This window comes from Serratia sp. K1WW1, from assembly GCF_055790865.1.
Genome location: NZ_CM147697.1, coordinates 368,239 through 394,155, shown reverse-complemented (window position 1 = coordinate 394,155; position 25,917 = coordinate 368,239). Strand labels below are relative to the sequence as shown.

Genomic DNA, 25,917 nt, shown 5'->3' with positions numbered 1-25,917 from the left:
ATCTGTTACGCCAATGCCTGTGCTAACAGGGTGATCGGATGTTCACAGCGCTTGCTGGTGGACATCTCGATCTGCCATTTGCAGGTTTCACAATCGGTGATCACCATATCCACTCCGCTGGCTTCAATCTGGCGAAATAGCGAGGCACCAATGCCTTGCGAGGTTTCATAGTTTTCCGACTTGAAGCCGTAAGTCCCGGCGATACCGCAGCACTGCGAGTCCAGCACCACCAGTTCCAGCCCTGGGATCTGCCGCAATAACTCCAGCGTATAGGCCGTCCAGCCCATTTTCTCCATATGACACGGCGTGTGGTAAGCCACCCGCAGCGGCGTCTGTTTGAGCGGCAAGGTGCGCCCTTGGCTGATCAGACGATAGAGATAACGCGTAGCCAGCTCCACCCGTTCACGCACCGCCGAGGTGTCCACCTCCAGCAAATGCGGGTACTCGTCACGCAGGGTAAACGTGCAACTCGACGAAGTAGCCACCACCGGTATGCCTTTGGTCAGGACCGCATCATGCAGCGATTCTGCATTCACTTTGGCCTGCTTCTTCGCCTGCGCAATAAAGCCGTTGGCGATCAGCGGTACGCCGCAGCATTTCTCACGCTTGAGCAGCTGCACGCCGATATCCATGGCGTTAAACACCTTGATCAGGTCTTTGCCAAGCTGCGGATGGTTGTAATTAACAAAGCAACCGTGGAAAAACGCCACCTGCTCGGCATAGCGCTGCTGCTGTTCCGCCTGCTGGCGATACCAACGGCGGAAGGTGCCAAACGAGTATTTCGGCAGCTCCCGCCGGTGGTCGATCTTCAACGCCTTATCCAACAGCTTGCGTACCGGCTTCAGACCGGTAGTCGCGTTAACGATAGGGGCAAACGGCGTCGAGAGCGTGCCCATGATGTCAGTGTGGCTGAGGATGGCATCGCGCAGCGTCGGTTTGCTTTGGCTGAAATTGGCCCGTGCGCGTTGGATAATATCGCCGATTTTAACGTCGGAAGGGCAAGCCACCTCACAGCGCTTGCAGTTAGTGCAATACTTCAGCGCTTCGTCGTAAAGCGCCGGATCTTTCAGCCGCAGGCGCTCCCCATCAGGCCCGGCCTGCTTTGGCCCCGGATAGAGCGGGTTAGCCTTGGCGACCGGGCAATAGGTGGTGCAGACGGTACATTTGATGCAGCTCTCGAAGCTGTTGTCTGGTAACAGACTCATGCTGAAACCTCCTGTGCCAGGATCTGTTGGGCAACGTGCAGCGCGCCGAGCAGCGAAACCCCGGCGCCACAGCCCTGCTGCAACGGATCGTAACCGCCAGCCACGGCACCGATAGCATACAGATTGGTCATCGCCTCCCCCTGTTTTAACGCCCGCAGCGCGGTATCAGTCTGAACCCCAAATTGCAGGTACGGCTGCGGAGCAAACAGATTGGCATCGCTCCAGTCGGCGCGTTCGGCTTTGCTGTACACGTCGAGGCCAAATACCGGCTCACGAATGCCGTCAAAACTGGCCACCAGGCCGTTGCTGAAGAAGCTGCCGCTGGCCAGTATCACCTGCTGCGCCCGCAGCGGAATATCGGTGTGATTGCGGGTATACAGACCGGTGACGCGCTGCCCGTCGAAGCTGGCACGCAACACGCTATCCCCCGGCATAAACACCCCACCCAGTTGCTGCAAGCGCTGACGCAATGCCTGATGCAAGCGCATGCCGAGCACGGAAGGCGGCAGCGTGGGTAACAGATAAACGGGCTTACCGACCAACCGGCGCAACGTCATCAACGGTTCGTCATCCTCTAACCCCAGGCAGGCTGGCAGCAAGATGGCCTCAGCCTCACCTGACTGGCGCGTGATCTCCTCCGCCAACTGAGTCAGATGTTCTGGCAGATCCAGTACGCGGGCGATATTCACCGCGCGGAACTCGCTAGGATTATTACGTAGGCGATCCAAAACGGGCAGATGCAAAAATGCCACCTCAGCCTTGAGACCCTGCTCTTGCATCAATGAGCTGGCCGCCATCTGCGGTTGGAAATCCAGAAAGCCTTCAATCCCCAGCACGGCGATATTCTGCCACGGCAACTTGCTACCCAAGGGAGAGACAGGGATCGCCAGGGGGCTGAGCCAGGTGGCACGGCGGGTCCCGAGAGGGGTCACGCGTAGATGGTTTTGGCTGCTATCACCCTGCATCTGCCACCCGCAACGCTCTAATAATTGCTCGGCTTGCGTTGCCAGCGCGGCCACCTGTGTGGCTCCCATCAGGCTATACGGATGCTGCGGAGCCCGTTGCGCCAGTTCGGGCAAGGCAGACAGAGGCGATGCCACCGGCGTACCATCGGGCAGATGGGCCAACAGATCGAGCGAGCCGGAAGAAAAATAGAGCGCGCTTTGGCCGGAACTGACTACCGCGCAGCGTTTGCCATGCTCGGCTAAACGGATAGCACAGCTCATCCCGGCCAAGCCACCACCAATCACCACCGCATCAAATTGCATCATCCGCCTCCTGCTTAGGGTCGCCTTGCGCATCTAACCCACATAACCCTTGATATACCCAACTGGTGAATTCGCTCTCCCGCAGGGCATCACCCCAGGCGATAGGCCGCACGCCTTTCCAGCGCTCATTGAGGAAATGGGACAGTTGGGTGATGGATTGCTGCGGCGTTACCACGTTAAACCGCGTCAACAAGCCTGCGGCACGGCAGGCGCACAGCTCACCCTGGCAGGTCCCCATACCCACGCGGGTACGGCGGCGCAGATCGACCAGATTGTTGACGGTCAGAGAGTCCACCGCATAACGCACCTCACCGGCGGTCACTGCTTCACACTCACACACCAGGCTGTTGTCCAGTCGGTTACCGGAAGGGACCAGGCTGGCGCGATCGCCATGGCGGTACACTGCCGAACCCCGGATGCTGGCAGGCAGTGAAACCACGCTGCGCACCGTTTCTTCGGCGCTCTGACGGGAACCGGGCAACGCCACTTCCGCCGTGGTGCAAGGGCTGTCGATGCCCAGCTTGGCGCAGACCAGGTCGGTGGTCCATTCGGCCATCAGCCGGTAAGTCATCAATTTGCCGCCGGTAATGGTAATAAAGCCTTCCAACCCATCGCGCGCCGCATGATCAAGCAGCACGATGCCGCGGCTGACGTTACGCCCGGAGGGATCGTCATCGCTGGCGACCAGTGGCCGCACGCCCGCATAGGCTCGCAGAATGCGCGTTTGCGCCAGTTTCGGAGCCAGCAGCGTGCCTTCGCGGATTAATATATCCACTTCCTGTGGCGTCACGACCATGTTGTCGATCTGGTCGTAATCGATGTGGGTAGAGGTGGTGCCAATCAGCGAGATGGTGTCGCCAGGCACCAGAATGTCGGCATCCGCCGGTTTGCGGCAGCGGTTAATCACCATGTTATTGATGCGATGGCCCAGGATCAGCAATGCCCCTTTGGCAGGGAACATGCGGATGCGCAGATCGGCATACTCGGCAATTTTCTGGCCCCAGATCCCGGCGGCGTTGACCACCACCTGAGCATGAATATCGTACTGTTGTGCGGCCTTGTGATCGAAAACGCGCACGCCCGTCACGCGATCGCCAGTACGTAACAAACCGGTAACCTGATGATAGGTGAGGATTTGTGCGCCATGTTCACGCGCATCAAGCATGTTGGCCGCCGTTAAGCGGAAAGGATCGACGGTGCCATCCGGCACCCGCACCGCGCCGATCAGCGCCGGGTTAGCCGCAGGCTCCAGGCGTAATGCCAGCGCGGGGTCAATGGCTTCGGCCTCAATCCCGGCGCTGCAACAGGCGGCAATAAACTGCTGCTGAAAGGCCAACGAGTCCTGAGGCAAGGTAATGAACAGGCCGTCGGTACGCTCGATGCAGTGGTGGGCAATACGCTTGAGGATGCGGTTTTCTTCAATGCATTCGCGTGCCGATTCACCGTCGGTGACCGAATAGCGCGCTCCGCTGTGCAACAACCCGTGGTTGCGGCCAGTAGCGCCAGTGGCGATGTCATGCCTTTCCAGTAAAACGCAACGCAGACCGCGCCGCGCGCAGTCACGGGCAATCCCCGCGCCGGTAGCGCCGCCGCCAATGATGATCACGTCCGTTTCGGTGATTGGTGAGTTGTTGCTCATCACGCCCCCTGAGCCTGTAGTTATGGATTTATTTAGCCACAGTTAGTAGGGTTTTTGTTTGATAAGGAACAATAACGAACAGAAAACGAAAATAATATGGCCATAAAAAGCCATGAATGTGACCAATATCACGTATTTGTGCTATTTAGTCATTCCAAAATGTTAACCGATCACTCAAAATTCGCCACAGTTTCATAAAAGTGTAACAAATGAGCCATCCATCACGGTGTGACCGGGGGGTTTTCTCTAGCATTGCGCTCGTTATGGAACATTTAACAACACTTCAGGTATCCGCAAGCCCATCTTCAGGACAGCCGTTTCCTGTTGAGGCAATAAACAGATAAAGCCATCGGAGGCGCTCATGTTGAGTATTTTTAAGCCAGCCGCACACATTTCTCGTGTGCCAGTCGACAAGGTAGACCCGCTCTACCGTAAGCTGCGCTGGCAGATTTTTATGGGGATCTTTTTCGGTTACGCCGCCTACTATCTGGTGCGTAAAAACTTCACCCTGGCGATGCCGTATCTGATCGATCAGGGCTTCAGCCGTGGTGACCTGGGCTTCGCGCTGTCAGGGATTTCCATCGCCTACGGTTTCTCCAAGTTCATCATGGGATCGGTTTCTGACCGTTCCAACCCGCGTGTATTCCTACCCGCCGGCCTGATCCTGGCTGCTGCCGTCATGCTGTTTATGGGCTTTGTGCCTTGGGCTACCTCCAGCATTGCCGTGATGTTCGTGCTGCTGTTCCTGTGTGGTTGGTTCCAGGGTATGGGCTGGCCGCCTTGTGGCCGTACCATGGTGCACTGGTGGTCACAGAAAGAGCGTGGCGGTATTGTTTCGGTATGGAACTGTGCGCACAACGTCGGTGGTGGTCTGCCGCCACTGCTGTTCCTGCTGGGTATGGCCTGGTTTAACGACTGGCATGCGGCGCTGTATATGCCTGCCTTCGGTGCGATCCTGGTGGCCCTGATCGCCTTCGCCTTGATGCGTGACACCCCGCAATCTGTTGGTCTGCCACCGATTGAAGAATACAAAAACGACTACCCGGATGATTACAGCGAAGAAGCAGAAGAAGAGCTGACAGCCAAGCAGATCTTCATGCAGTACGTGCTGCCAAACAAACTGCTGTGGTACATCGCGATCGCCAACGTGTTCGTGTATCTGCTGCGCTACGGCATCCTGGACTGGTCACCAACCTACCTGAAAGAAGTGAAACACTTCGCGCTGGATAAGTCCTCCTGGGCCTACTTCCTGTACGAATACGCCGGTATCCCAGGCACCCTGCTGTGCGGCTGGATGTCGGACAAGGTGTTTAAAGGCAACCGTGGTGCCACCGGGGTGTTCTTCATGGTTCTGGTAACCATCGCCACCATCGTTTACTGGCTGAACCCGGTGGGTAACCCTGGCATCGATATGGCCTGTATGATCACCATCGGCTTCCTGATCTATGGCCCAGTCATGCTGATCGGCCTGCACGCGCTGGAACTGGCTCCGAAGAAAGCGGCAGGTACCGCCGCAGGCTTTACCGGTCTGTTCGGTTACCTGGGCGGCTCGGTCGCAGCCAGCGCCATCGTCGGCTATACCGTTGACTACTTCGGTTGGGACGGCGGCTTTATGGTGATGATCGGCGGCAGCATCGGTGCGGTGATCCTGCTGGTGCTGACCATGATCAGCGAGAAGAAACACCACGCAGAAATCGCGGCGAAACGCGGCTAAAAGCCAAGCGGGCGCAGTATGCAGCGCCCCTACCCTTTATCGTTAATCTAAGGCCGCGCTTGTGCGGCCTTTTTCTTACCTCTACAACATGGAGCAACACAGAATGCGGACTCAAACCAAAGCCCTGCTGACAGGGATCATTCTTGCCACTTCAATGCTCAGTGCCGCACAGGCTGCGGATAAAGTCGTTATCGCTCACCGCGGTGCCAGCGGCTATCTGCCGGAGCATACGTTACCGGCCAAGGCAATGGCCTACGCGCAGGGCGCCGACTTCCTTGAGCAAGACCTGGTGATGACCAAAGACAACGAACTGGTAGTGTTGCACGACCACTATCTGGATCGCGTCACCGACGTTGCCGAACGCTTCCCGGACCGGGCGCGTAAAGATGGCCGCTACTACGCCATCGACTTTACGCTGCCTGAGATCAAATCGCTGAAGTTCACCGAAGGCTTTGATATCAAAGACGGTAAGCAGGTGCAAAGCTACCCTGGCCGCTTCCCGATGGGCAAATCCGACTTCCGCGTCCACACCTTCCAGGAAGAGATCGAGTTCGTGCAGGGTCTCAACCATTCAACCGGCAAGAACATCGGCCTCTACCCGGAAATCAAGGCCCCCTGGTTCCATCAGCAGGAAGGAAAAGACATCTCCACCAAGGTGCTGGAAGTTCTCAAGCAATACGGTTACACCAGCAAGAGCGACAACGTCTATCTGCAGTGTTTTGATGCCAACGAGCTGAAACGCATCAAGGATCAGCTGGAACCGAAGATGGGGATGGATCTGAAGCTGGTGCAGCTGATTGCCTACACCGACTGGAACGAAACCTACGAGCAGAAGGCCGACGGCAAGTGGGTCAACTATGACTACGACTGGATGTTCAAACCGGGCGCGATGAAAAAGATCGCCCAGTATGCCGACGGCATCGGGCCTGACTATCACATGCTGATCGTCGAAGAGAAATCCAAGCCGAACCAGATTGTATTGACCGATATGGTCAAGGACGCTCATGCCAGCAATATGGCGGTGCACCCTTACACCATTCGTGCCGATAAGCTGCCGAAATACGTCACCGACGTGAACCAGCTGTTCGACGCGATTTACAATCAGGCGGGCGTTGACGGCGTGTTTACCGACTTCCCGGACAAGGGTGTACAGTTCCTGCAAAAGCAGGGGCAACATAAGTAATCTTGGCCTTTTTCTAAGTGGGCGCAGCCTGTTGCGCCCCTTGTAGTTGAGTAGGCTAGCTCTCGCAATAATCATCTCCTCCTTGATTATTACAGTGCGTGATGAAAGGATACGGCCGTCGGCGATTGATAAGGAAAAGAGATCGTGGAACGTTCAGTGTTACTGCATCATATCAAAACGTCTTGTTATGCCCTTTCCGCCATAGTGCTGACCGGCTGGGTCACCGATGCGCTGAATGAGGGGCTGATCTTCAAGATGATATTGCGTTTCTTCCGCCCGGATGACGTCGAGCGCTATTCGCACCCATTTACCGATCTGACCAGCTTCTTCATCTGGTTTATCCCGCTGTTGTTTACCACGCTGCTGTTGCTGCTGGCCTCGGTCATGACGTTACATCACGTTAAAAAACCCCACCTCTACCGCATCACCAAGAAAAAACCGCTGCTGCACGGTCCGCATGTGGTCGGCACCCCAGCGGTTGGCCAAGTTGCGCCGTTCCTGCAAACCTATACCAGCGCAGAGAAGCTGTCGCTGCTGCTCCCTCAGGCTTTACAGCTGGAGTATCAGACCGAACTGGCCAGCATTGAAGGGGCAAGAGACGTTGAGATCCACCTGCTGAAAGAAAATGACGACCTGCAAAAAATCGCGCTTGAGCTGGAACAATGGGTAAAAAAACAGCTAAAAAACAGACCTGTCGATAACGTCAGCCGCCTGTTCATGGATATTACCTACGCCACGCCGGTACGCAGCGCTGCCGCTTTATTCTGCAGCCTGGATCAGGATATCGAGCTGATCCAAGGCACCCCGGACTGCACATTATCTTCGTACGATTTGGTCTGCAAAGTTCAGGAATAACGAGGCCCCTCACAACTGCCCATGTAATCTGGCACGGAACGCCGGGGCCAGCAGGTAATCCATGCACCAGCGGCTCACCTTGCCCATGCCATCGGAGCGAGCGGCAAAAAAGATCTGCGTGGCGTGCTTATGCTCCTGCATCGGTTTTTTCACCAGCGAGCCGGCATTCAGCAAGGGGAGCGCCAGATGATGTGGCACATAGCCAATGGCGACGTTGCGCTGGATCAGTTCGATGGCGGTAGCAAAGTCGGGCACAAACATCGGTTTTTGCCCTTCCAGCAGCCAAGCCTGCTGTGGCACGAAGTTAACCGCAGTATCACGAATACAGATCGCCGGGTATTGGCGCAGTTCGGTATTCTGCAGCGGCTGGACCTGTATCGCCAGCGGGTGCTGCGGCCCCACCACAAAATCCCACTCCAGATGACCGATAGATTCGCTGACGATCCCCTCGGTACTGGGCACCGCGTGCGGCGCACCGATCACCAGATTGGCCCGTTTACCATATAGCGCGTCCCAGCAGCCGTTGTACACGGCGGTATCAATGGTTAAACGAGTGGAAGGGAACGCCTGCTCAAAGGCACAGACAAACTCTACAATAGCCGAGCGAGGGATAATATTGTTCACCGCAATCGTCAGCTCCTGCTCCACACCACTATGGATCAACGCAGTATTGCGCCGCAGAGCATCCAGATCGTTGAGGATGGTTTTGCTGTGTTGAATGAAATATTCGCCCGCCGGGGTAAGCTCGATATAGCGGCCTTTACGCAGAAACAGTTCGACACCAAAGCTTTCCTCCAGCTTCTTCACCGTATAGCTGATCGCGGAAGGGACTTTGTTCAGATGCTCGGCGGCAGTGGTGATGCTCTGGTATTTGGCAACCAGATGAACAACGCGTAAAGCTTCGTCGGAGATAAGCATAATGATTCCCTGGGAGCGTGCCACCGGCAAGGCTGCCAGCTAATACGCTGGCAGTCCGTTCATTATGTCCGATTATAACTGATTATTTTTGCCGGCCTATCCTGCTCAACACCGCATAGCCTACGCAGGCCACCAAGATGGAGTCCACCGAAGGAATGGTGGTCAAGGTGAAGATGCCGTTAACGGTCATAAAACCCACGGCGGAACCCACGGCCCAAGCTACGAAGGTCAGCAGTTTGATCTGCGGTTCTGCTACCAGCACGCTTTCCTGATAGCCGTTACGGCGATAAAGGAAGAAGTCGGCAATATAGATCCCGGCTACCGGCGGTGTAGCAATTCCCAGGAACAGCAGGAACGGGATAAACCAGGCCATGATATCCATGCTGCCGACAATCGCCGCCAGAATGCCTAACACCAGAGTGATCTGCCATTTGGGGAAACGGGTCAACAAAGTGGAGACCACCAGCGTCCCCTGAAACATATTGCCCGCATTGCCCGTAATACAGGCAAACACCAACAACAGCGCTGCAGGCAATACCGAACCAAATGCCGCCATCGCCGCCAGCAATGAGCCTTGCCCACTCAAGGCGCTTGGCGTTGCTCCAGCCCAATACAGCAGCGGGTAGGCAACCAGGAAGGTGAGCAACGCACCGATCAGGGCGTGCTTGCGGTTATGCACAAAGCTGCCAAAGTCCGGCAAGGTGGCCACCAACACAATGATCGTCCCCACCACGGTAGAGACCGCCACGCCGGTATTCATACTGCCGACGCTTTGTACCAGCTCCACCTTGCCGTGCGTTGCCACATACAGGATATAACACAGCACCAGCACAATGATCGGCACCGCAATTTGCGCCACCTTACCCAGCACGGCAAAGCCAAAGGCGGTTGAGGCGACAAAAATACAGCAGCCTATCACCACCAGCAGCGGTATCGGCAGGTTCATCCCATGCTGAGCCAGCAGGTCGTGCACCGAGTGGCCAAACATATTCGCCGTCACGGCAATCCAGCCGAACAGGCTGATGGCCATCAGGATATTGATGGCTACCGCCCCACGTTCACCGAACGGGTATTTCACGATGCCGTAGGTTGGCAGCCGGGCCTTTTCGCCCACGCTGATGGTGATGGCGGCCAGCACCGCCAGGATCAGCCCACCCAATGCCAGCACGGTGATCAGGCTTGAGTGAGAGAGCTGGCTACCCAGGCTGGATGAAGAAAGCAACACCGGAGTGACCGCAATCCCCAACAGGATCATCGCAATATGAAAACCCGAGGCCGTATTAACGCTTTCGTCTGTCTTACGCATACATGACTCCTTGTGAGTAAACGGCAATCGGCTCAACCCGTGAACGCTTCACCGGTATACTGCCGCCAGCCGCCGTGTTCGCTAATTTCCTTTTGTCCTGCGACCAGCCAAGGCTCTGCCAATACGCCCAGCACCTCGCTGCCGTCGAGCAATTTCACCTTACCGATCGCCAACCCGGCTGGCTCGCTGAGCAGCAGGGTGGCAAACGAAGCCATCGGTAGCTGCCAGATTTCCAACGCCACGCTCACGCCGCCCTCCATCACCCGGATCATGCCTGGGTGACGATCGTTGATACTCCACAGCCGGTAATGGGCATCGGTTTGGTCAACACGTACGAAAACGCCACCGGCCTTGGTCATGTTGCCGTTCAGTTCCAGGCCGCGCATCAGGGTGCCGTTTACCGCCACCAACGTTGTCAGGCTCATTGTTGTCTCTCCTAAGGTGTTATGACTTAATCCAGGTGCCGGTCTGGTGGTTCAGTGCGGCCTTAATCGCCTGCGGGCTGGTGATCAACCCCTGGCCGTTGTTGCCCTGCTGCTGGCTGTGCACCACAAAGTTCAGGATGGCCTCAATTTTTGGCTGCATGCTGCCAGCGCCAAACTGCCCCTGCTGCAGTAATTCCTGGGCCTGCTCGATACTCAACGTATCCAGCCATTGCTGCTGCGGCGTGCCGAAGTTAATCGCTACCTGCTCGACGCCGGTAGGGATCATCAGTAAATCCGCCCCCAGCTGCTCTGCCAGCAATGCCGAAGCGAGATCTTTGTCGATCACCGCCTCCACGCCGCGCAGTTGTTGATGTTCATCCCGGATGACCGGAATACCGCCACCGCCACAGGCGATCACGATGCAGCCCTGTGCCAACAATTGGCTAATCACTTCACGCTCGATGATTGCCAACGGTGCCGGTGAAGGCACCGTGCGCCGCCAACCACGGCCCGCATCTTCCATTACCGTCCAGCCCAGCGTTTGCTGCCGCTCCTGCGCCGTCTGCCGATCGAAGAATGCGCCTACCGGTTTGTTCGGGTTGTGGAATGCTGCATCGTCAACACTGACCAGGGTTTGCGTCACCAGCGCCACCACCTGCCGCTGAATACCACGGCGCTGTAGCTCGTTATGCAGGGCTTTCTGGAACATGTAGCCAATCGCCCCCTGCGTATCACCGACGGCATAGTCCAGCGGCACCGGGGCAACTTCTTCTGCCGCCAGCTCCGAACGGCGCAGGATAAAGCCAACCTGTGGCCCATTACCGTGGGTCAGCACCAAATCCCAACCGGCCTCGATCATCTCGACGACGTGCCCGACCGTTTCAACCACTGCCTGATACTGATCGGGAATGCTGTTATGACAATCGCTCTGGATCAGCGCGTTACCGCCGACGGCCACTACTGCCAAAGGTTTTTTCATGCTTGATCTCCTGCAGGCAGTGATTGGGCCAAAGCCTGAATGGCCTCAACAAAACAAGGCATCGGCGCGGTGGTGATACCGGCACCAATCTGCCCGACTCCGGCCTGTTTATGGGCGATGCCGGTGTTAATCACCGGCAGGACCTGGCGATCGGCCACTTTGCGGGCATCGATCCCCGCCGCCGTCGGTGCAAAGTTCAGCGCTGGCAGCGTGAAGGCAGGGTTAGAGCCGAGAGTGATGAACTGCATCCGGCGGCTGTTATTGGTGGCATCCGCCGGTGTGCCACCGACAAATTTCACGATGGCCGGTGAAGAGGCCATGGCAAAGCCCCCAACGCCTGCGGTTTCGGTGATCGCGCTGTCCCCCAGATCGGCGGCAGCATCGTCAACGCCAAAGCCTGGGAAGAATAATCCTTCAACTGCGTTAGCCGGAGCCTGGAACCAGCGGTCGCCAGTACCGGACAGACGAATGCCGAAGTTGACACCGTTGCGCGCCATCACGGTGACCATGGAGCTGTAAGGTACGCCACTCGCGGCGTCCATCATTGCTTTACAGGCCGCCATCGACAGGTTGAGGAAGAAGTGATCGTTGCCGGTAATAAATGCCACCACACGCTGCAGCGCTTCCAGCGGCAGGTTGCAGGCCAGCAGAGCTGGCACCAGGCGCTTAATCAGCAGGCCGGTGGCGGCAGAGTTACGGTTGTGAACCTCATCGCCCATGTGCAGCGCCTGCGCCATCAGCGGCTTCAGCTCCAGTTCGCCAATCTGACGTACTGCGGCCTTCAGCGCCGGGCCCAGCTCTTGCTTCATCCATTGCAGGCGTTGCAACACCTCTTCATTGTTGGCACCAAAGCGCAATACCTTGCCCAACCCTTCGTTGAAGTTGCTGAACGCGCGCTGGCCGTTAGTTTTGTTCTCAATCACCCACACCGGCATTGATGGACTGATGATGCCAGCCATAGGGCCAACCGCCTGGTGATGATGGCAAGGCTCAAGTTCAATCTGGCCTTCGGTAACCAGACGTTCTGCGGCCTGATGGTCATTTGCCCAGCCTTCGAACAGGATCGCGCCAATAATCGCGCCCTTCACCGGGCCACACATATCTGGCCAGGCAATCGGCGGGCCGGAGTGCAGGATCAACTTACGCTGCGCCATTGCGGGGATGGCTTCGCAGGCGCTCATTACGTCAACCAATACCGGCTGGGCGCTGAGGTAGCGCTCAAAGGCGATCTGGTTGGCCTGCTCGACCAGCGGATGACGGGTCAATACCGCCAGATCCAACCCTGCCTGTACGTTACCCAATGCCGGTGGCTGCCAGTGCAGAGCGACCACGTCACCCTGAGCCTGTTGCAGGTTGTCGGCAAAACTGGCCAGCCCGGCGTTAACCACTTTCAGTGGCTGCTGGAATAATGGGTTCATGCTGTTTCTCCGTTTTTCTCAGCCTGAATTTGAGCAATCTGACTGGCCCACAGCGCCGCCTGGGCGTTGCAACCGGCAACCAGTACACCTGCCTGCTGCAAGGCAGTAATCTGACGTGAACGTTGTTGAGGGTCAGCTTCGGTGCCGCAAACATGGGCAATCAGTAGCGGGCCGCCGCTGCTTTGGTGTTGGTTCAAGATGGCAAGCAGGTCGGTCGCGGGTTCGGCCGCTGCGCCATAACCCAGCACCAAATCGAACAGCACCACGGCGGTATCCGCGTCTTTCAATTCCGCCTCAATGCGCTGGTTACGCAGGGTGGGGTCGATCATCGGGTGCGGCCTGCCACGGGTGAAATCATCGTCACCCATATCGATCAACGTATGTCCCTGGCTATGCCAGATATCCGTCAGCCGAGCGTTGCCTGTTACCGGCGTGTTGGAAGCCGCGCTGAAGCCTTGCTGCTGGCAGAGCAACTGGCTCTCATAGCAGAAGGTGCCGCCCGCAAATACGCCACGAATAGCATGGCGAGAGGCAGGTAGCTGGTCGCTGGCCCGCTGCAACATCTGGATATCCTGCGCAGGGACAAGCGTTACCGAAGCGGGTACGGCGGTACCTTCAGCTAACGCGACGGCAATCCCGGCGGCATCGGCCAGAGTAGACGCAGCGGTGATCCCTGGACGGGTGATGTCCTCAGGAGCTGCGCCGAGGAAGTTAACCACCACCGGCTTACCACAGGCCTGCGCCTGTTCAAGGATACGTTCGGCCACCGGGCGGGCTGGCGGCTTGGAGATCAACACAATCACCTGGGTAGCAGGATCGGCCGCCAGTGCCTGTAACCCGTGCAGCATCGAAATGCCGCCTATCTCTTCATGCAGGTCGTGCCCGCCGGTACCCAGCGCCTGCGAAATCCCGTCACCAAGCTGATCGATACGGCAGGTTACCTCCTGTAAGCCGGTGCCCGAAGCACCGACGATGCCGATCGAACCTGCTTGCACCACGTTGGCAAACCCCAGCGGCAGACCGTTGATGATGGCGGTGCCGCAGTCCGGCCCCATGACCAACAGGTTGTTACGCTGGGCCAACAGCTTGATCTGTTTTTCCTGCTCCAGACTGACGTTGTCGCTGAACAGCATCACGTTCATGCCTAAATTCAATGCCTTGATCGCCTCCGCCGCCGCATAATCTCCCGGTACGGAAATCAGCGCCAGGTTGATATCGGGCTGAAGCTCTGCCGCCATTTCCAGGCTCACCAACGGTGGCGTTAGTGGTCCCTCCGAGCCGCCTTCCGTTGGCTTACTGTTGAGCCGCTGATGAGCGATCTCCAACGCGTCGTTGCAAGCCGCCTCTTCGCCACGCACGGCAATGATCAGATCGTTAGGCCCGGCCTTGCAGCCATCGTCCAATCCGGCATCACGCAGTTGGGCCAGATTGGTTTCGGTCCCCATCACTACCGAGGCCTGTTCAATACCGGGGAGCTTGCTGATTTGCGCCGAAATCTGCATCAGCGACACCGAGTCCTGATAGAGATTGGCAAAAACTTTATGCATTACACTCATCGCATTTACCTGTTCGAGATTTGCCCGTAACGGGAATTCGGACAAAAGGGTTCCCTGCTGAAAAACAAGCTTTTTCAACATGTTAAAATCAATAGCTGTATTACACCGGGATCAAAGTGAGCTGCGTAGCGTTCTCAGGCCATGTAATATCCCGGCTAGACAGTCCACACCAGATGAGGCACCAAACTGCATCACCTCTAGTGCTGCAAGCTGCACCTTCGTAGCAGAGGCCGTTGACGCCAGCACTAGCATCAACTGACAGATCGGTGCCGAAAAGTGGCCTGCCAACGCGCGGGCCAGGTAATGTCGGCTGATATCATTGGTACGCGATAGCTGGCTACCGACAAGGTCACGCAATGCGCCGTAATGTCTGGCAACAGCGGGATATTGCCGCCATGGCCACAACGCTGCCATATATCCCAACAGGTAGTCATCACCGTCTGGCGTCAATCCGCGCCCATAGCCAATCAGCGCGGTCACTTCCGCTGCCAGCAGCTCGGGGCTGTCTGTAAGGTCAAGCTGCACCACGCGTGGTGGGTGACGTGCAGTGCCACTTTGCACCATGCCTGGCAGCAGTTGTAAGTCGCTCTCGCCAGGATGCTGGCGGCAATACTCGATGAGCTGCCGCTCCAGGGTGGCGTAATGGCTCAGAACACTCAGCAGTGCTGGCTCGCCAGCGTCGATCTGATCCGGCTGCCAACAGGCAGCATCGTCGATCTCCACGCTCCAACCGACCCCGCGCAGTACGCCGTGATGAAAAGTGGCCGTCTGCCCAATCTGGGCGTGATGCCGCCAATCCCACTCGCGCCTCACCGGGATGCGGATTGCATCCGGCAGGTTTTGAAAATCACTGCTCAATAGCGGCAGCAGATAACCATCAGGGTGACCCAAATTCAGCGAGCGTTGAAAACAGCTGTGCACTCGAAGGCGATCCTGGTCTGCCAGTCTGTTGGCTGCCAGATAACCGATGGAAAGTGCCGAAAACGTGGTGACTGCCATTTACCTACTCCTGAAAACTCTGCCATTCCGGGTGAGACGTCTTGGCTCCTTGCCATGCCCCTCACCTTAGCCCTGCAAGCTACCCACAATCGCGGAGGCATCGCTGACCCAGCCAAAAATCGCGCCTTGGGCTTTGATCATCTCCAGCGCGTACTTCTGGAACTCTGGGAAGTAAGAGCCGACACAGTCCTGCGGAATAATGCATTCATAGCCACGGTCATTGGCTTCACGCACCGTGGTGGTGACACATACCTCGGTAGTTACACCACAAACGATCAGCGTTTTGATGCCGTGGTTTTGCAGGATCAGATGCAGGTCGGTCTGATAGAACGCGCCTTTGCCTGGCTTGTCGATCACCGGTTCACCGGCCTGCGGGTAGAGTTCAGGGATAATGTCGTGGCCCGCTTCGCCGCGAACCAGAATGCGCCCCATCGGCCCATGGGTGCCGATAAAGGTTTGTCCACCACGGGTTAACTTGGCCGGAGGGCAATCGCTCAGATCGGCTCGGTGTCCTTCGCGGGTATGGATCACCAGCAACCCTTGGCTACGCGCAGCAGCCAGCACCTTTTTACAAGGCTCAATCGCGCTGCGCACCAAAGAAACATCATTGCCCAGCGCTTCACCAAAGCCGCCCGGTTCAACAAAGTCTCTTTGCATGTCGATCATTACCAGCGCGGTGCTGGCGATATCAAAAGGGAGGGCGAAGGGTTCTGCGTGAAAAGTTTTCTGTGTCATGGCACATCTCCTGAATCGTTATTTTACGGCCTGAAGGCCGGGAATTCTGGGGTCTGTTCCGAGTATAAGGCGCTACGGCAGACATCACAGATAAACGATTTCGCCTGCAGCAACGAATATTTTGCAGCGGGCAAATACCCTGACAATAAGTGTGAGATCACCCAGGAGAGGCGTTTTGAATGCAATTAAATTGATGCAGCGGGGAGAATAGACGCAATAAAATCGTTGATAGAATGTGAGCTGAGTCGCTCGGCGGGCGCAGCCGATGAAGACTGCGCCCAATCAGTTAAATCGAGTACATTTTACGCAGGTAATGAGGCACCGCGTCGTCAACGTTGGAACCAATCACTTCCAGCTCCGGCAGTTTGTCTTTCAGACGCTGCTGGGCATCCTGCATGATGCAGCCTTTCCCCGCCATCGACAGCATTTCCAGATCGTTCATGCCGTCGCCAAAGGCGATACACTCTTTGAGCGAATAGCCGATGATCTTGGCGACTTCTTCCAACGCATGGCCTTTCGAGACGCCACCGGCCATCACTTCCAGGCAGGTTGGGAACGAGAAGCTGACGTTGACCCGATCGCCCCAACGCGCGTTGATGGCATCTTCCAGTGGCAACAGTTTTTCATGATCGTCGCAGGTGAAATACACCTTGCACACGCCATCGGTTTCCAGCAAGCCCGGCTCAAACAACTGATATTTAAAGATCGATTCCTGGAAAAATTCTTCCTGCTCCGGGCTTTCACGGTTCATGAACCAGTCGTCGTTGCGGTAGACGTTGGTCAGGATATCCTGGTTATTGTGCATCATGTTGTACAGATCGCGGGCGATATCCTCATCCAGGTTGTGGCTGAAGATCAGCTCACCGGCGGTATTATGTACCCGCGCACCGTTGGAGGTGATCATAAAAGCACTGATGCCGAGATTATCGCGGATCTGGGAAACGTCGATATGGTGGCGGCCGGTAGCGAAAACAAAGTGCACGCCCTGCTGCGTCAGCAGCTGCAGCGTTTCTTTGGCGTACGGTGTCAGGGTGTGCTCAGGGGACAGCAGAGTGCCATCTAAATCGGAAGCAACGACGTGATACATAGCGATATGTTCTAACCTCTAGTGGAATTTTCGGCGGCAGCAGTACCGCCTAAGTGCTGAGCAAAGAATCGCAGGATTGCGTTCAGTGCCTCGGCGCGCATCGCGTCCCGTTCGAACAGGATCTCATGGCGAGCGCCTTTGATAACCCACGGTTTTCCCCCTTCACAAGGGTGCCCCGCGTCTGACAGTGCCTGACAAAAAGCGCGCTGGGAACGGTTGTCTACCACCCGATCCTCACCGGCCTGCAATAATAAAATCGGCGTAGTGATGTTAGCAGCCTGGGCAATGATCTGCTGCCCGGCCTGAATACTTTCCTTGACCCAGTGATAGGTTGGCCCACCCACCCGCAGCTCGGGATGATCGGCGTAATAACGCAGGTTGCGGCGATAACGCTCGCGGCTGTGGGTCAGCGTATTGACCACATAGGGCAAGGGTCGCCACTGCCCGGTGCCTACCGCGTAATAGTCACGCAGCCCTGGGCGCTTTTCCGTCCAGTTCAAAATACCGTTGGCCATCCAGCCCGGCATCGGCAGATAAATGCCCAACATCGGCGCGCAGAGCGCAACGGCGCAAAACGCCTGTGGTTCACGAGCCAAAAACTGCGCCAGTATCGCGCCCCCCATCGAGTGCGCCAGCGCGACGTGCTGCCGGTAACCCAAGGGTTTGACCTGCTGATGGTAAAACTGGGCGAAATCGTCCACGTAGTCGGCAAAGTTTACCACATGCCCCCGGTGAGTATCTGCCAGCATCCGCCCGGACAGCCCTTGACCACGATGATCGATGATCATCACGTCATAGCCGCTGTGGAACAGATCGTACGCCACTTCCGGGTACTTGATATAGCTTTCGATGCGCCCGGGACTGATCACCACCACCCGCTGGTGCAGCGGGGAAGCAAAACGTACAAAACGGATCGGTACGCCCCCGACGCCGGTGAACTCCCCTTCCTCACGTCGCCGCCAAAAATCCAGCAGTGGCCCGGTCGCGAAGGCAGAGAACTGCTTTTCACGGTTTAACCATTGCACGGGATCAAGGGTGAATGACGACATGGCCTACCTTTTAACGGGATGTTCAGAGAGGTAAATGTGATCTCTGGCACGGGAAATCATACTAGCGTATTGTGGCACAAATTGGTGTATTCAGGGAGCATTACGATGACCTTAGACTGGTGGTTAACCTATCTGCTGACAACCCTTATCCTCAGTCTTTCCCCCGGTTCCGGTGCCATCAACACCATGAGTACCGGCATCAGCCACGGCTATCGCGGGGCCGCGGCGTCGATTGCGGGCCTGCAGGTTGGCCTGAGCATCCATATCGTGCTGGTTGGGATTGGCCTCGGCGCGGTAGTCTCCCAATCGCTGCTGGCCTTTGAACTGCTGAAATGGTTTGGTGTGGCCTATCTGGTGTGGCTGGGTATCCAGCAATGGCGCGCCGCAGGTGCGTTGGATCTGCACACTCTGGCAGGCACCATGCCACGGCGCCGCCTGTTTCGCCGCGCCGTACTGGTGAATTTGACCAACCCTAAAAGCATCGTATTTCTGGCAGCCCTGTTCCCGCAGTTTATCATGCCTAACCAGCCCCAGGCCGAGCAGTATGTCATTCTCGGCGTCACCACGGTGGTGATCGATATTCTGGTGATGATTGGCTATGCCACGCTGGCCACCCGCATTGCCGGTTGGTTAAAGACCCCGCGCCAAATGCAGTTGCTGAACCGGATTTTTGGCTCGCTGTTTATTCTGGTGGCGGGATTACTGGCAACGGCTAGAAAGGCATGATCTACCGGGCCGCAGGGTTCGGCCCGGTAATCATTAACGCGTGAAGATCAGATGCAGGCCAAAACCGGTGAACAACACCCCGGCCAGGCCATCGATCCATTTCGCCATCCGCTGATAGCCCCGGCGCATGGCGGGTAACGCAAAGATGATCGCCACCAGGGTGAACCAGATAAAGGTTTCACCGGTGATCAGAGCGAACAATCCCCAGCGCGCTCCGGCCCCCACATCCTCACCGACAAACAGCGAGAACACGCTACCAAAATAGATAACGGCCTTGGGATTGGAAAGGTTGGTGAGCAAGCCACGGATAAAGCTGCGGCCCGGCTTGGGTAACGCCACCTTCACTTCTACTGCCGGAGCAGTTTGCGCATTCTGGCTACGGGCGGAGCGCAGCAGTTGCCAGCCCATCCAGCACAGATACAGACCACCGCCCACCATGATGATCTGGTGCAGCCAGGCCATCTTTTGCAGGATCAGGTTCAACCCCAGCAGCGCCACACCGGCCCAGACCATGACGCCGAGGGAGATCCCCACCACGCCCATCATCGCCTCGCGACGGGAGCGGCTGGCCGCGGTTTGCGACACAAAAAAGAAGTCCGGCCCTGGGCTCATCAAAGCAATGATATGCACCATCGCCACCGTTAAAAACAACATCAGCATGAGTGATTATCCTTATTCGTCGTCACCGTCGAGGTGAGCGCGGATCAGCGCCATAAATGGCGCACCAAAACGTTCCAGCTTACGCTGCCCCACGCCGTTGACGCTCAACAACTCGCTGGCCCTGATCGGCATCTGTTCGGCCATCTCCAGCAGCGTTGCGTCGTTGAACACCACGTACGGGGGGATGTTCTCTTCGTCGGCAATCGATTTGCGCAGCTTGCGCAGTTTGGCAAACAGCTTGCGATCGTAATTGCCGCCGTAGGATTTCTGGTTGGCGCTGCTGCGTACCTTGAAGCTCTGAATACGCGGCACCGCCAGCTGTAGCACCACTTCGCCACGCAGCACCGGGCGCGCGGCCTCGGTCAGTTGCAGTGCCGAATGCATCGCTATGTTCTGGGTGATAAAGCCCAGATGGATCAGTTGGCGCAGCACGCTGGTCCAGTGTTCGGTGGTCTGATCGCGGCCAATGCCGTACACCGGCAGCTTTTCATGACCAAACTCGCGGATACGCTGGTTATTGGAGCCGCGTAGCACCTCCACCACATAGCCAATGCCGAAGCGTTGCCCAACGCGGCCAATCGCCGACAGCGCCTTGCGGGCATCCTCCAGGCCGTCATAACGCTTGGGCGGATCGAGGCAGATATCGCAGTTGCCACAGGCCTGCTGCTTGCCTTCACCGAAGTAGTTCAACAGCACCAGGCGGCGGCAGGTTTGCGCTTCGGCAAATGCCCCCATGGCGTTGAGCTTATGGCGTTCGATATCCAACTGCTGCCCTGCCGGTTTCTCTTCCAGGCAACGGCGTAACCAGGCCATATCCGCCGGGTCATACAGCAGGATCGCTTCCGCTGGCAGGCCATCACGCCCTGCACGGCCAGTCTCCTGATAATAGGACTCTATGTTGCGCGGAATATCGAAGTGCACCACAAAACGCACGTTAGGTTTGTTGATGCCCATACCGAAGGCGACGGTGGCTACCACCACCTGCAAATCATCACGCTGGAAAGCCTCCTGCACCTGGGAGCGGCGTTCGTTGTCCAGCCCGGCGTGATAGGCCCCAACGCTCAACCCACGGCTTTGCAGACGTGCGGTGGTGTCTTCCACCTTGGCGCGGCTGTTGCAGTAAATAATGCCGCTTTTACCACGCTGGTCCTGCACGAAGCGCCAAAGTTGATCGAGCGGCTTGAACTTCTCCACCAGCGTGTAGCGGATATTGGGGCGGTCGAAACTGCTGATCTGGATCAGCGGCTCGTCTAGCGCCAACAGGCGAACAATATCTCCCCGCGTGGCTTCATCGGCGGTGGCCGTCAATGCCACTACCGGCATGGTCGGGAAACGTTGCTTCAACTGGCCCAGTGCGCGGTATTCCGGGCGGAAGTCGTGGCCCCACTGGGAAATACAGTGCGCCTCGTCCACCGCCAGCATCACCGGCGGGCAGTGATCCAACAGGTCGAGGAAGCTGTCCATCATCAGCCGTTCGGGGGCGATATACAGCATTTTGATCTGGCCGCTGCGGCAACCTGCCATCACCTCCAACTGCTGCTCGCGCGTTTGCGTCGAGTTATAGCAGGCGGCGGAAACGCCATAGGCCAAGAGCTGATCGACCTGATCTTTCATCAAGGAAATCAGTGGGGATACCACCAGCGTCAGTCCATCCATCACCAGCGCCGGGATTTGATAGCACAGCGATTTACCCCCGCCGGTCGGCATCACCACCAGGCAATCCTGGCCGCCGATAATTGCGTTGATAATCGTTTGTTGACCCGGACGGAACTGCTGGTAGCCGAAGGTATCGCGTAATACCTGCTCTGCCAGCAACTCTCTGTTTATCACTGCTGCGGTTGACACACACTTCCCCATTTATCGCTATCACGCTGCCTGACTGACACCGTTATTACATAAACTACATAATATCGTTAAGCATGACACCAACACCCAGCCGTGTCTGCTTGAAGTTGTAATCAATCATCGATTCGCCGTAGCCGCTGAACACCTGGGTATAGAAACGCACATGGCTGGTAATGGGGTAGCTCCAGCCCAACTGCGCGCCGCCATAACCGCTATTCCAGTTGTACTGGCCTTCGGCACTGAACACGCTTTCCCCCAAGGCATAGCCCACCGTCAGGCGGTAATAGCCCATATACTTGGTGATATCCGGGTTATCGTCGTTGCTGTCGCTTTCCGAGAAGCGGAACCAGGGTTTGACCTCGACCTGCCAGTCGCCGTTCTGCGCCATCAGGCGTGCATAACCACGGTTCCAGCTACGTGAGGTAGGATCTTCACGGCCGTTGGACTCATGGTTCAGACCCACTTCGATATCACGCAGCGTCCAGCCGGCAAACTTATACGCCGTGGCCCAGCCGACAAAAATTTGCGGTTCGTAGTTGGTTTCACGAAACGGTGAGGATTCGTCATGGTTGGATAGCTGCCACCAGGAGCGCTGGGTGTAAGACGCCCCCAGAACCGAGTTTTCGCCAGCAATGCCACGCCAGATCGGGAAGGCCAGGCTGAGCTGGAACTTCACCTCATCCTTGCGGGCATTTTCCGCCCAGCTATAGGATTTGATCGCTTCTTTATTCAGATCGCTGGTGTCGGTATAGATCAGGTAGTTCGTTTCATAAGGATAGAGAGTGAATGGATTATCATAGTGTTGCAGCATGTTACCGATGATGCTGCCACGAACCGCCGGTTTATTCAGATTCTTTTGCTCGGTGGCCTCATCGGCCTGCACCACTACTGGCGCAAACAGCATCGCCATCACAATCCCAGACAGAACGCGCATAATTTTGTTCACTCTCGAAAGATAAGGAAAAACCCGGAAATAAAAGCAGGCTATTTTACACACATTGCTGGTTTTACCGCACTAGTGAATACATTTATCTGCCAGGCCTGGAAAGCAACAAAAGATAAGCATAAAATCCACAAGTCTTTAACCTGGACTGACCAGTATATCGGCTGGCAAAACTCAAATGAAGAAAGGAACTATGTCACACACAATTTTGACCCTCGAGGTCGCCCGCCAGAAGATAGGCGAAATCTTCGTCTATCACATGCCGTTTAACCGTGAATTGGGGCTGGAGCTTCGCCGCTTTGAGGATGACTACGTTGAATTGAGCTTTACCAACCAACCTAAGCTGGTGGGTAATGCCGCCCAGAAAATCCTGCATGGCGGCGTGATCGCTTCCGTACTGGATGTTGCCGCCGGGCTAGCGTGCGTGGGCAGCGTGCTAATGCGTCAGGACCCGTTGATCGAAGAAGAGCTGGCGGCCCGTCTATCGCGCATGGGGACGATCGATCTGCGCGTCGACTATCTGCGCCCAGGCCGCGGTGAGCATTTTGTCGCGTCCGCCAGCGTACTGCGCAGCGGTAATAAAGTGGCAGTAGCCCGCGTTGAGCTGCACAACCACGATGGTTTACACATCGCCAGCGCCACCGCCACCTATCTGGTGGGCTAAGGTTGCCAGCCGGTTGTGCTCCACAAACCACACAATTGTGGGACACGGCCGGTTATCTTCAGTAAAATCACCGCATCTCCTTTTCCCACCCGGTAACCGTCATGGACGCACAACAAACGCGGCAGGGCATTTTCTTTGCCTTGGCCGCCTATTTTATTTGGGGTATCGCCCCCGCCTATTTCAAGCTGATCCAACAAGTCCCTGCCGATGAAATCCTCACCCACCGGGTGATCTGGTCGTTCTTCTTTATGCTGGGGCTAGTGTCATTGGGCCGCAACTGGCCGCAGGTGCGGGCCGCCTGTAAAAACCGCAAGCGGCTACTGCTGCTGGCCGTCACCGCGCTGTTGGTGGGAGGGAACTGGCTGCTGTTTATCTGGGCGGTGAATAACCACCATATGCTGGAGGCCAGCCTGGGCTATTTTATCAATCCGCTGGTGAACGTGCTGCTGGGGATGCTGTTCCTGGGCGAGCGTTTCCGCCGTATGCAATGGGTGGCCGTAGCCTTGGCCTTTACCGGAGTGCTGGTGCAGCTGTGGCAGTTTGGTTCGCTGCCGATCATCGGGCTTGGCCTGGCCTTCAGCTTTGCCTTCTACGGCCTGCTGCGCAAGAAGATTGCCATTGATGCACAAACCGGCATGCTGATCGAAACCCTGTGGCTGCTGCCGGTGGCCGCCATCTACCTGTTCCTGATTGCCGATAGCCCAACCAGCCATCTGAGCGCCAACCCCTGGTCGCTGAATTTACTGCTGGTTGCCGCCGGGGTGGTCACCACCGTTCCACTGCTGTTCTTTACCGCAGCGGCCACCCGCCTGCGCCTGTCAACGCTCGGGTTCTTCCAATATCTGGGGCCAACGCTGATGTTCCTGCTGGCGGTTACCTTCTACGGTGAGACCATCGGCCAGGATAAGCTGGTGACCTTTGGCTTTATCTGGGCGGCGTTGGTGTTGTTCCTGTTTGATGCCTTATACCAGCAACGAAAGCTACGTTGATTGCACAGGCTGGGCATGGTTAGAGATGAATCTGGCCATCGCCGGGCCGGTCAGCAAAATAGTAAACAACCGCAGCGTCTGCATCGCCATCACAAAGGTCATATCAACCCGGCTGCCTGCGGCGATGATCGCCACGGTATCCAACCCGCCGGGGCTGGTGGCCAGATAGGCCGTCAGCAGATCGACCGGCAGGAACTGGGTCAACATCCACCCCAGCCCGCCGCAAAACAGCATCAGCGAGACAATCGATACCACCATCTGCGGCAAGGTGCGCAACGCCAGCAGGAAGATGGCCCGGGTAAAACGCAGCCCGACGCTCCAGCCAATCAGCGTGTAGGCCAGCGCCAGCAACCATTCGGGCACCTGTAATGTCATGGTGCCGGTAGAATGTAATGCAGCCCCCGCGATCATTGGCAACATCAGCGCACCGGAAGGAATGCGCAGACGCGGTCCTAACCAGGAGCCGATAATAGCCACGCCCAAGGTGCCAGCAAAGCGCCAGTCCAGGGCGGGGAACCACTCCAACGCGGCGCTCCCATGGCCAGCTTCATCTCCCAGGCCGATACGCGCCACGACCGCTGCTGCCGTCGCGACAAACAGCACGCGCAGATACTGCATAAACGCCACCAGCCGCACATCCGCGCCGAAATCGCCCGCCATCGCCACCATTGCCGATGCACCACCGGGGGAAGATCCCCAAGCACCGGTTGGGCCAGGCAGACCACTGAAACGCACCAGGCACCAGCCGGAAACACCGCTGGCCAACAGCGTCGCGATCAGCACCAGCAACACCAGCGGCCAGTCATCCAGCAAGGGGGTAAGAATATTGGGCGAAAGGCTTTGGGCAATCATGCAGCCCAAGATTGCCTGTGCCGCAATAAAGAAGGGGCCTGGAATGCGCACCGAAGCGCCGAGCAGCCCCATCGCGACGCCGACAATCATCGGCCCCAGCAACAAGGCGGCAGGAACGTGGAAGGCCTGTAGACCAAACCCCAACGCCAGCGAAGCCAGCAGCAGGATCAGCCATTGAATGACGCGCGGGAACTTCTCCATCAAGACGCATGCCTTACGAGCCGATAAGCAGTGAGGATATTCTACCCCGGTTTGACCCCGTCGTCTTTCAAACTGCAATCGGCTTTGCCAGGACAGGCATGTACTTGTCTTTGTACATACATCAACGTACAATAATATGTACATCCTTAGGAGGAATTATGAAAACATTAAGCTTTAGTGAGGCAAGACAGAATTTTGCCAGCGTGATGAATGAAACTGTGGATGATAGAGCACCTATCCTGATCACTCGTCAAAAAGGCACGGCCTGTGTGATCATGTCCTTGGCCGAATACGAATCGTTGGAAGAGACCGCTTACCTGTTACGTTCCCCCTCTAATGCACGTCATCTGATGGATTCAATTGCCGAACTCCAGGCAGGTCAAGGGACTGAAAGGGAGCTGATTGAGTGAGGATTATCTTTTCAGAACAATCCTGGGCTGACTATCTGTACTGGCAACAGAACGACAAGAAAATGCTGAAGAGGATCAACGAACTGATTAAAGATATAAAGCGCTCCCCCTTCGCGGGAATAGGTAAACCCGAACCTCTCAAGCATAACCTGTCAGGATTTTGGTCACGGCGCATGGATACCGAGCATCGGCTGGTCTATCAAGTAACGGAAAACGACTTGCTAATCGCATCGTGCCGTTATCATTATTAACATTAAACGCATAGATCGGGGACATAAACAATGCCCCTTC

25 protein-coding genes are annotated in these 25,917 nt (G+C 56.8%); 8 read left to right on the top strand and 17 right to left on the bottom strand.

All coding sequences use genetic code 11. The annotated features are described in order from the left end of the window. Positions 1–5: 5 nt before the first annotated feature. From glpC to glpA, 3 genes are read right to left on the bottom strand one after another with little or no spacing between them, the layout of a single operon-like run. Complete coding sequence (glpC, locus tag ACX9GU_RS01825) at positions 6–1,205, bottom strand: anaerobic glycerol-3-phosphate dehydrogenase subunit GlpC (protein ID WP_021181516.1); 1,200 nt, start codon at positions 1,203–1,205, stop codon at positions 6–8. Beyond that, positions 1,202–2,473: a glycerol-3-phosphate dehydrogenase subunit GlpB gene (gene glpB / locus ACX9GU_RS01820; protein WP_473195253.1), complete on the bottom strand. Its 1,272-nt coding sequence runs from the start codon at positions 2,471–2,473 to the stop codon at positions 1,202–1,204. Before glpB ends, glpC begins: the two co-directional genes overlap by 4 nt. Then, complete coding sequence (gene glpA, locus ACX9GU_RS01815) at positions 2,463–4,112, bottom strand: anaerobic glycerol-3-phosphate dehydrogenase subunit A (RefSeq protein ID WP_473193686.1); 1,650 nt, start codon at positions 4,110–4,112, stop codon at positions 2,463–2,465. The genes glpB and glpA overlap by 11 nt, the downstream gene beginning before the upstream one ends. Before the next feature lie 361 nt (positions 4,113–4,473). Here glpA and glpT point away from each other — a divergent pair, with 361 nt between their 5' ends. The 3 genes from glpT (at position 4,474) to ACX9GU_RS01800 (ending at position 7,864) form a co-directional block, all read left to right on the top strand. Continuing rightward, positions 4,474–5,826, top strand: coding sequence for a glycerol-3-phosphate transporter (glpT, locus tag ACX9GU_RS01810; protein ID WP_024484654.1), 1,353 nt, complete (start codon positions 4,474–4,476; stop codon positions 5,824–5,826). A 103-nt stretch (positions 5,827–5,929) separates the two neighbouring features. Continuing rightward, a complete protein-coding gene (gene glpQ, locus ACX9GU_RS01805; protein WP_021807777.1) occupies positions 5,930–7,009 on the top strand; it encodes a glycerophosphodiester phosphodiesterase in 1,080 nt (359 codons plus the stop codon). Positions 7,010–7,153: 144 nt separating this feature from the next. Further along, positions 7,154–7,864, top strand: coding sequence for a hypothetical protein (locus ACX9GU_RS01800; protein ID WP_473193685.1), 711 nt, complete (start codon positions 7,154–7,156; stop codon positions 7,862–7,864). Between the two features lie 9 nt (positions 7,865–7,873). Here ACX9GU_RS01800 and ACX9GU_RS01795 read toward each other — a convergent pair whose 3' ends face one another. The 10 genes from ACX9GU_RS01795 to pldB form a co-directional block, all read right to left on the bottom strand. Then, positions 7,874–8,782 carry a LysR substrate-binding domain-containing protein gene (locus ACX9GU_RS01795; RefSeq protein WP_368439355.1) on the bottom strand — a complete coding sequence of 303 codons (909 nt, stop codon included), beginning with the start codon at positions 8,780–8,782 and terminating at the stop codon, positions 7,874–7,876. Between the two features lie 82 nt (positions 8,783–8,864). Continuing rightward, positions 8,865–10,088, bottom strand: a complete 1,224-nt coding sequence (locus tag ACX9GU_RS01790) for a cytosine permease (protein WP_473193684.1) — start codon at positions 10,086–10,088, stop codon at positions 8,865–8,867. Positions 10,089–10,120: 32 nt separating this feature from the next. Continuing rightward, entirely contained in the window at positions 10,121–10,513 is a 393-nt protein-coding gene (locus ACX9GU_RS01785; RefSeq protein ID WP_368439357.1) for an allophanate hydrolase-related protein, read from the bottom strand. 19 nt (positions 10,514–10,532) lie between these two features. Next, entirely contained in the window at positions 10,533–11,492 is a 960-nt protein-coding gene (gene arcC, locus ACX9GU_RS01780) for a carbamate kinase (protein WP_473193683.1), read from the bottom strand. Further along, complete coding sequence (locus tag ACX9GU_RS01775) at positions 11,489–12,910, bottom strand: YlbE family protein (RefSeq protein ID WP_473193682.1); 1,422 nt, start codon at positions 12,908–12,910, stop codon at positions 11,489–11,491. Before ACX9GU_RS01775 ends, arcC begins: the two co-directional genes overlap by 4 nt. Then, positions 12,907–14,466 (bottom strand): acyl-CoA synthetase FdrA, encoded by a 1,560-nt coding sequence (gene fdrA, locus ACX9GU_RS01770; protein ID WP_473193681.1) that lies wholly within the window; start codon positions 14,464–14,466, stop codon positions 12,907–12,909. The genes ACX9GU_RS01775 and fdrA overlap by 4 nt, the downstream gene beginning before the upstream one ends. A 111-nt stretch (positions 14,467–14,577) precedes the next feature. Further along, positions 14,578–15,465 carry an oxamate carbamoyltransferase subunit AllH family protein gene (locus tag ACX9GU_RS01765; RefSeq protein ID WP_473193680.1) on the bottom strand — a complete coding sequence of 296 codons (888 nt, stop codon included), beginning with the start codon at positions 15,463–15,465 and terminating at the stop codon, positions 14,578–14,580. Positions 15,466–15,531: 66 nt separating this feature from the next. After that, the gene (locus ACX9GU_RS01760) at positions 15,532–16,200 is read right to left on the bottom strand and encodes a cysteine hydrolase family protein (RefSeq protein ID WP_368439362.1); all 669 of its coding nucleotides are present in this window, start codon (positions 16,198–16,200) and stop codon (positions 15,532–15,534) included. A gap of 286 nt (positions 16,201–16,486) precedes the next feature. Next, positions 16,487–17,287, bottom strand: a complete 801-nt coding sequence (gene yigL, locus ACX9GU_RS01755) for a sugar/pyridoxal phosphate phosphatase YigL (RefSeq protein WP_473193679.1) — start codon at positions 17,285–17,287, stop codon at positions 16,487–16,489. A gap of 11 nt (positions 17,288–17,298) precedes the next feature. Beyond that, positions 17,299–18,336: a lysophospholipase L2 gene (pldB, locus tag ACX9GU_RS01750; RefSeq protein WP_473193678.1), complete on the bottom strand. Its 1,038-nt coding sequence runs from the start codon at positions 18,334–18,336 to the stop codon at positions 17,299–17,301. A gap of 105 nt (positions 18,337–18,441) precedes the next feature. Between pldB and rhtB the strand changes: the two genes are divergently transcribed. Then, complete coding sequence (rhtB, locus tag ACX9GU_RS01745; protein ID WP_473193677.1) at positions 18,442–19,062, top strand: homoserine/homoserine lactone efflux protein; 621 nt, start codon at positions 18,442–18,444, stop codon at positions 19,060–19,062. A 33-nt stretch (positions 19,063–19,095) separates the two neighbouring features. Here rhtB and rhtC read toward each other — a convergent pair whose 3' ends face one another. From rhtC to pldA, 3 genes are read right to left on the bottom strand one after another with little or no spacing between them, the layout of a single operon-like run. Continuing rightward, positions 19,096–19,722, bottom strand: coding sequence for a threonine export protein RhtC (gene rhtC / locus ACX9GU_RS01740; protein WP_473193676.1), 627 nt, complete (start codon positions 19,720–19,722; stop codon positions 19,096–19,098). Between the two features lie 12 nt (positions 19,723–19,734). Next, a complete protein-coding gene (recQ, locus tag ACX9GU_RS01735) occupies positions 19,735–21,567 on the bottom strand; it encodes an ATP-dependent DNA helicase RecQ (protein ID WP_473193675.1) in 1,833 nt (610 codons plus the stop codon). 55 nt (positions 21,568–21,622) lie between these two features. Then, positions 21,623–22,501: a phospholipase A gene (gene pldA / locus ACX9GU_RS01730; RefSeq protein ID WP_325984219.1), complete on the bottom strand. Its 879-nt coding sequence runs from the start codon at positions 22,499–22,501 to the stop codon at positions 21,623–21,625. Between the two features lie 202 nt (positions 22,502–22,703). Between pldA and ACX9GU_RS01725 the strand changes: the two genes are divergently transcribed. Together ACX9GU_RS01725 and rarD are read left to right on the top strand one after the other, a co-directional pair. Beyond that, complete coding sequence (locus ACX9GU_RS01725) at positions 22,704–23,174, top strand: thioesterase family protein (RefSeq protein WP_473193674.1); 471 nt, start codon at positions 22,704–22,706, stop codon at positions 23,172–23,174. A 101-nt stretch (positions 23,175–23,275) separates the two neighbouring features. Then, complete coding sequence (rarD, locus tag ACX9GU_RS01720) at positions 23,276–24,163, top strand: EamA family transporter RarD (protein ID WP_473193673.1); 888 nt, start codon at positions 23,276–23,278, stop codon at positions 24,161–24,163. Here rarD and ACX9GU_RS01715 read toward each other — a convergent pair. Next, on the bottom strand, positions 24,155–25,216 hold the full coding sequence (locus ACX9GU_RS01715; protein WP_473193672.1) for an AbrB family transcriptional regulator: 1,062 nt from the start codon (positions 25,214–25,216) through the stop codon (positions 24,155–24,157). The genes rarD and ACX9GU_RS01715 overlap by 9 nt on opposite strands. 158 nt (positions 25,217–25,374) lie before the next feature. Between ACX9GU_RS01715 and yefM the strand changes: the two genes are divergently transcribed. After that, the gene (gene yefM / locus ACX9GU_RS01710; protein WP_473193671.1) at positions 25,375–25,626 is read left to right on the top strand and encodes a YoeB-YefM toxin-antitoxin system antitoxin YefM; all 252 of its coding nucleotides are present in this window, start codon (positions 25,375–25,377) and stop codon (positions 25,624–25,626) included. Beyond that, on the top strand, positions 25,623–25,877 hold the full coding sequence (locus tag ACX9GU_RS01705) for a Txe/YoeB family addiction module toxin (RefSeq protein ID WP_473193670.1): 255 nt from the start codon (positions 25,623–25,625) through the stop codon (positions 25,875–25,877). The genes yefM and ACX9GU_RS01705 overlap by 4 nt, the downstream gene beginning before the upstream one ends. Positions 25,878–25,917 lie beyond the last annotated feature (40 nt).

What these genes read in the sequence shown, in the direction of transcription:
- glpT (WP_024484654.1), top strand. Translation starts at nt 4,474, where the DNA reads ATGTTGAGTATTTTTAAGCCAGCCGCACACATTTCTCGTGTGCCAGTC.
- ACX9GU_RS01725 (WP_473193674.1), top strand. Translation starts at nt 22,704, where the DNA reads ATGTCACACACAATTTTGACCCTCGAGGTCGCCCGCCAGAAGATAGGC.
- ACX9GU_RS01790 (WP_473193684.1), bottom strand. Translation starts at nt 10,088, where the DNA reads ATGCGTAAGACAGACGAAAGCGTTAATACGGCCTCGGGTTTTCATATT.
- ACX9GU_RS01795 (WP_368439355.1), bottom strand. Translation starts at nt 8,782, where the DNA reads ATGCTTATCTCCGACGAAGCTTTACGCGTTGTTCATCTGGTTGCCAAA.
- yigL (WP_473193679.1), bottom strand. Translation starts at nt 17,287, where the DNA reads ATGTATCACGTCGTTGCTTCCGATTTAGATGGCACTCTGCTGTCCCCT.
- ACX9GU_RS01765 (WP_473193680.1), bottom strand. Translation starts at nt 15,465, where the DNA reads ATGGCAGTCACCACGTTTTCGGCACTTTCCATCGGTTATCTGGCAGCC.
- glpQ (WP_021807777.1), top strand. Translation starts at nt 5,930, where the DNA reads ATGCGGACTCAAACCAAAGCCCTGCTGACAGGGATCATTCTTGCCACT.
- pldB (WP_473193678.1), bottom strand. Translation starts at nt 18,336, where the DNA reads ATGTCGTCATTCACCCTTGATCCCGTGCAATGGTTAAACCGTGAAAAG.
- arcC (WP_473193683.1), bottom strand. Translation starts at nt 11,492, where the DNA reads ATGAAAAAACCTTTGGCAGTAGTGGCCGTCGGCGGTAACGCGCTGATC.
- glpA (WP_473193686.1), bottom strand. Translation starts at nt 4,112, where the DNA reads ATGAGCAACAACTCACCAATCACCGAAACGGACGTGATCATCATTGGC.
- glpB (WP_473195253.1), bottom strand. Translation starts at nt 2,473, where the DNA reads ATGCAATTTGATGCGGTGGTGATTGGTGGTGGCTTGGCCGGGATGAGC.
- yefM (WP_473193671.1), top strand. Translation starts at nt 25,375, where the DNA reads ATGAAAACATTAAGCTTTAGTGAGGCAAGACAGAATTTTGCCAGCGTG.
- ACX9GU_RS01715 (WP_473193672.1), bottom strand. Translation starts at nt 25,216, where the DNA reads ATGGAGAAGTTCCCGCGCGTCATTCAATGGCTGATCCTGCTGCTGGCT.
- ACX9GU_RS01760 (WP_368439362.1), bottom strand. Translation starts at nt 16,200, where the DNA reads ATGACACAGAAAACTTTTCACGCAGAACCCTTCGCCCTCCCTTTTGAT.
- rhtC (WP_473193676.1), bottom strand. Translation starts at nt 19,722, where the DNA reads ATGCTGATGTTGTTTTTAACGGTGGCGATGGTGCATATCATTGCTTTG.
- rhtB (WP_473193677.1), top strand. Translation starts at nt 18,442, where the DNA reads ATGACCTTAGACTGGTGGTTAACCTATCTGCTGACAACCCTTATCCTC.
- glpC (WP_021181516.1), bottom strand. Translation starts at nt 1,205, where the DNA reads ATGAGTCTGTTACCAGACAACAGCTTCGAGAGCTGCATCAAATGTACC.
- pldA (WP_325984219.1), bottom strand. Translation starts at nt 22,501, where the DNA reads ATGCGCGTTCTGTCTGGGATTGTGATGGCGATGCTGTTTGCGCCAGTA.
- ACX9GU_RS01785 (WP_368439357.1), bottom strand. Translation starts at nt 10,513, where the DNA reads ATGAGCCTGACAACGTTGGTGGCGGTAAACGGCACCCTGATGCGCGGC.
- fdrA (WP_473193681.1), bottom strand. Translation starts at nt 14,466, where the DNA reads ATGAGTGTAATGCATAAAGTTTTTGCCAATCTCTATCAGGACTCGGTG.
- rarD (WP_473193673.1), top strand. Translation starts at nt 23,276, where the DNA reads ATGGACGCACAACAAACGCGGCAGGGCATTTTCTTTGCCTTGGCCGCC.
- ACX9GU_RS01775 (WP_473193682.1), bottom strand. Translation starts at nt 12,910, where the DNA reads ATGAACCCATTATTCCAGCAGCCACTGAAAGTGGTTAACGCCGGGCTG.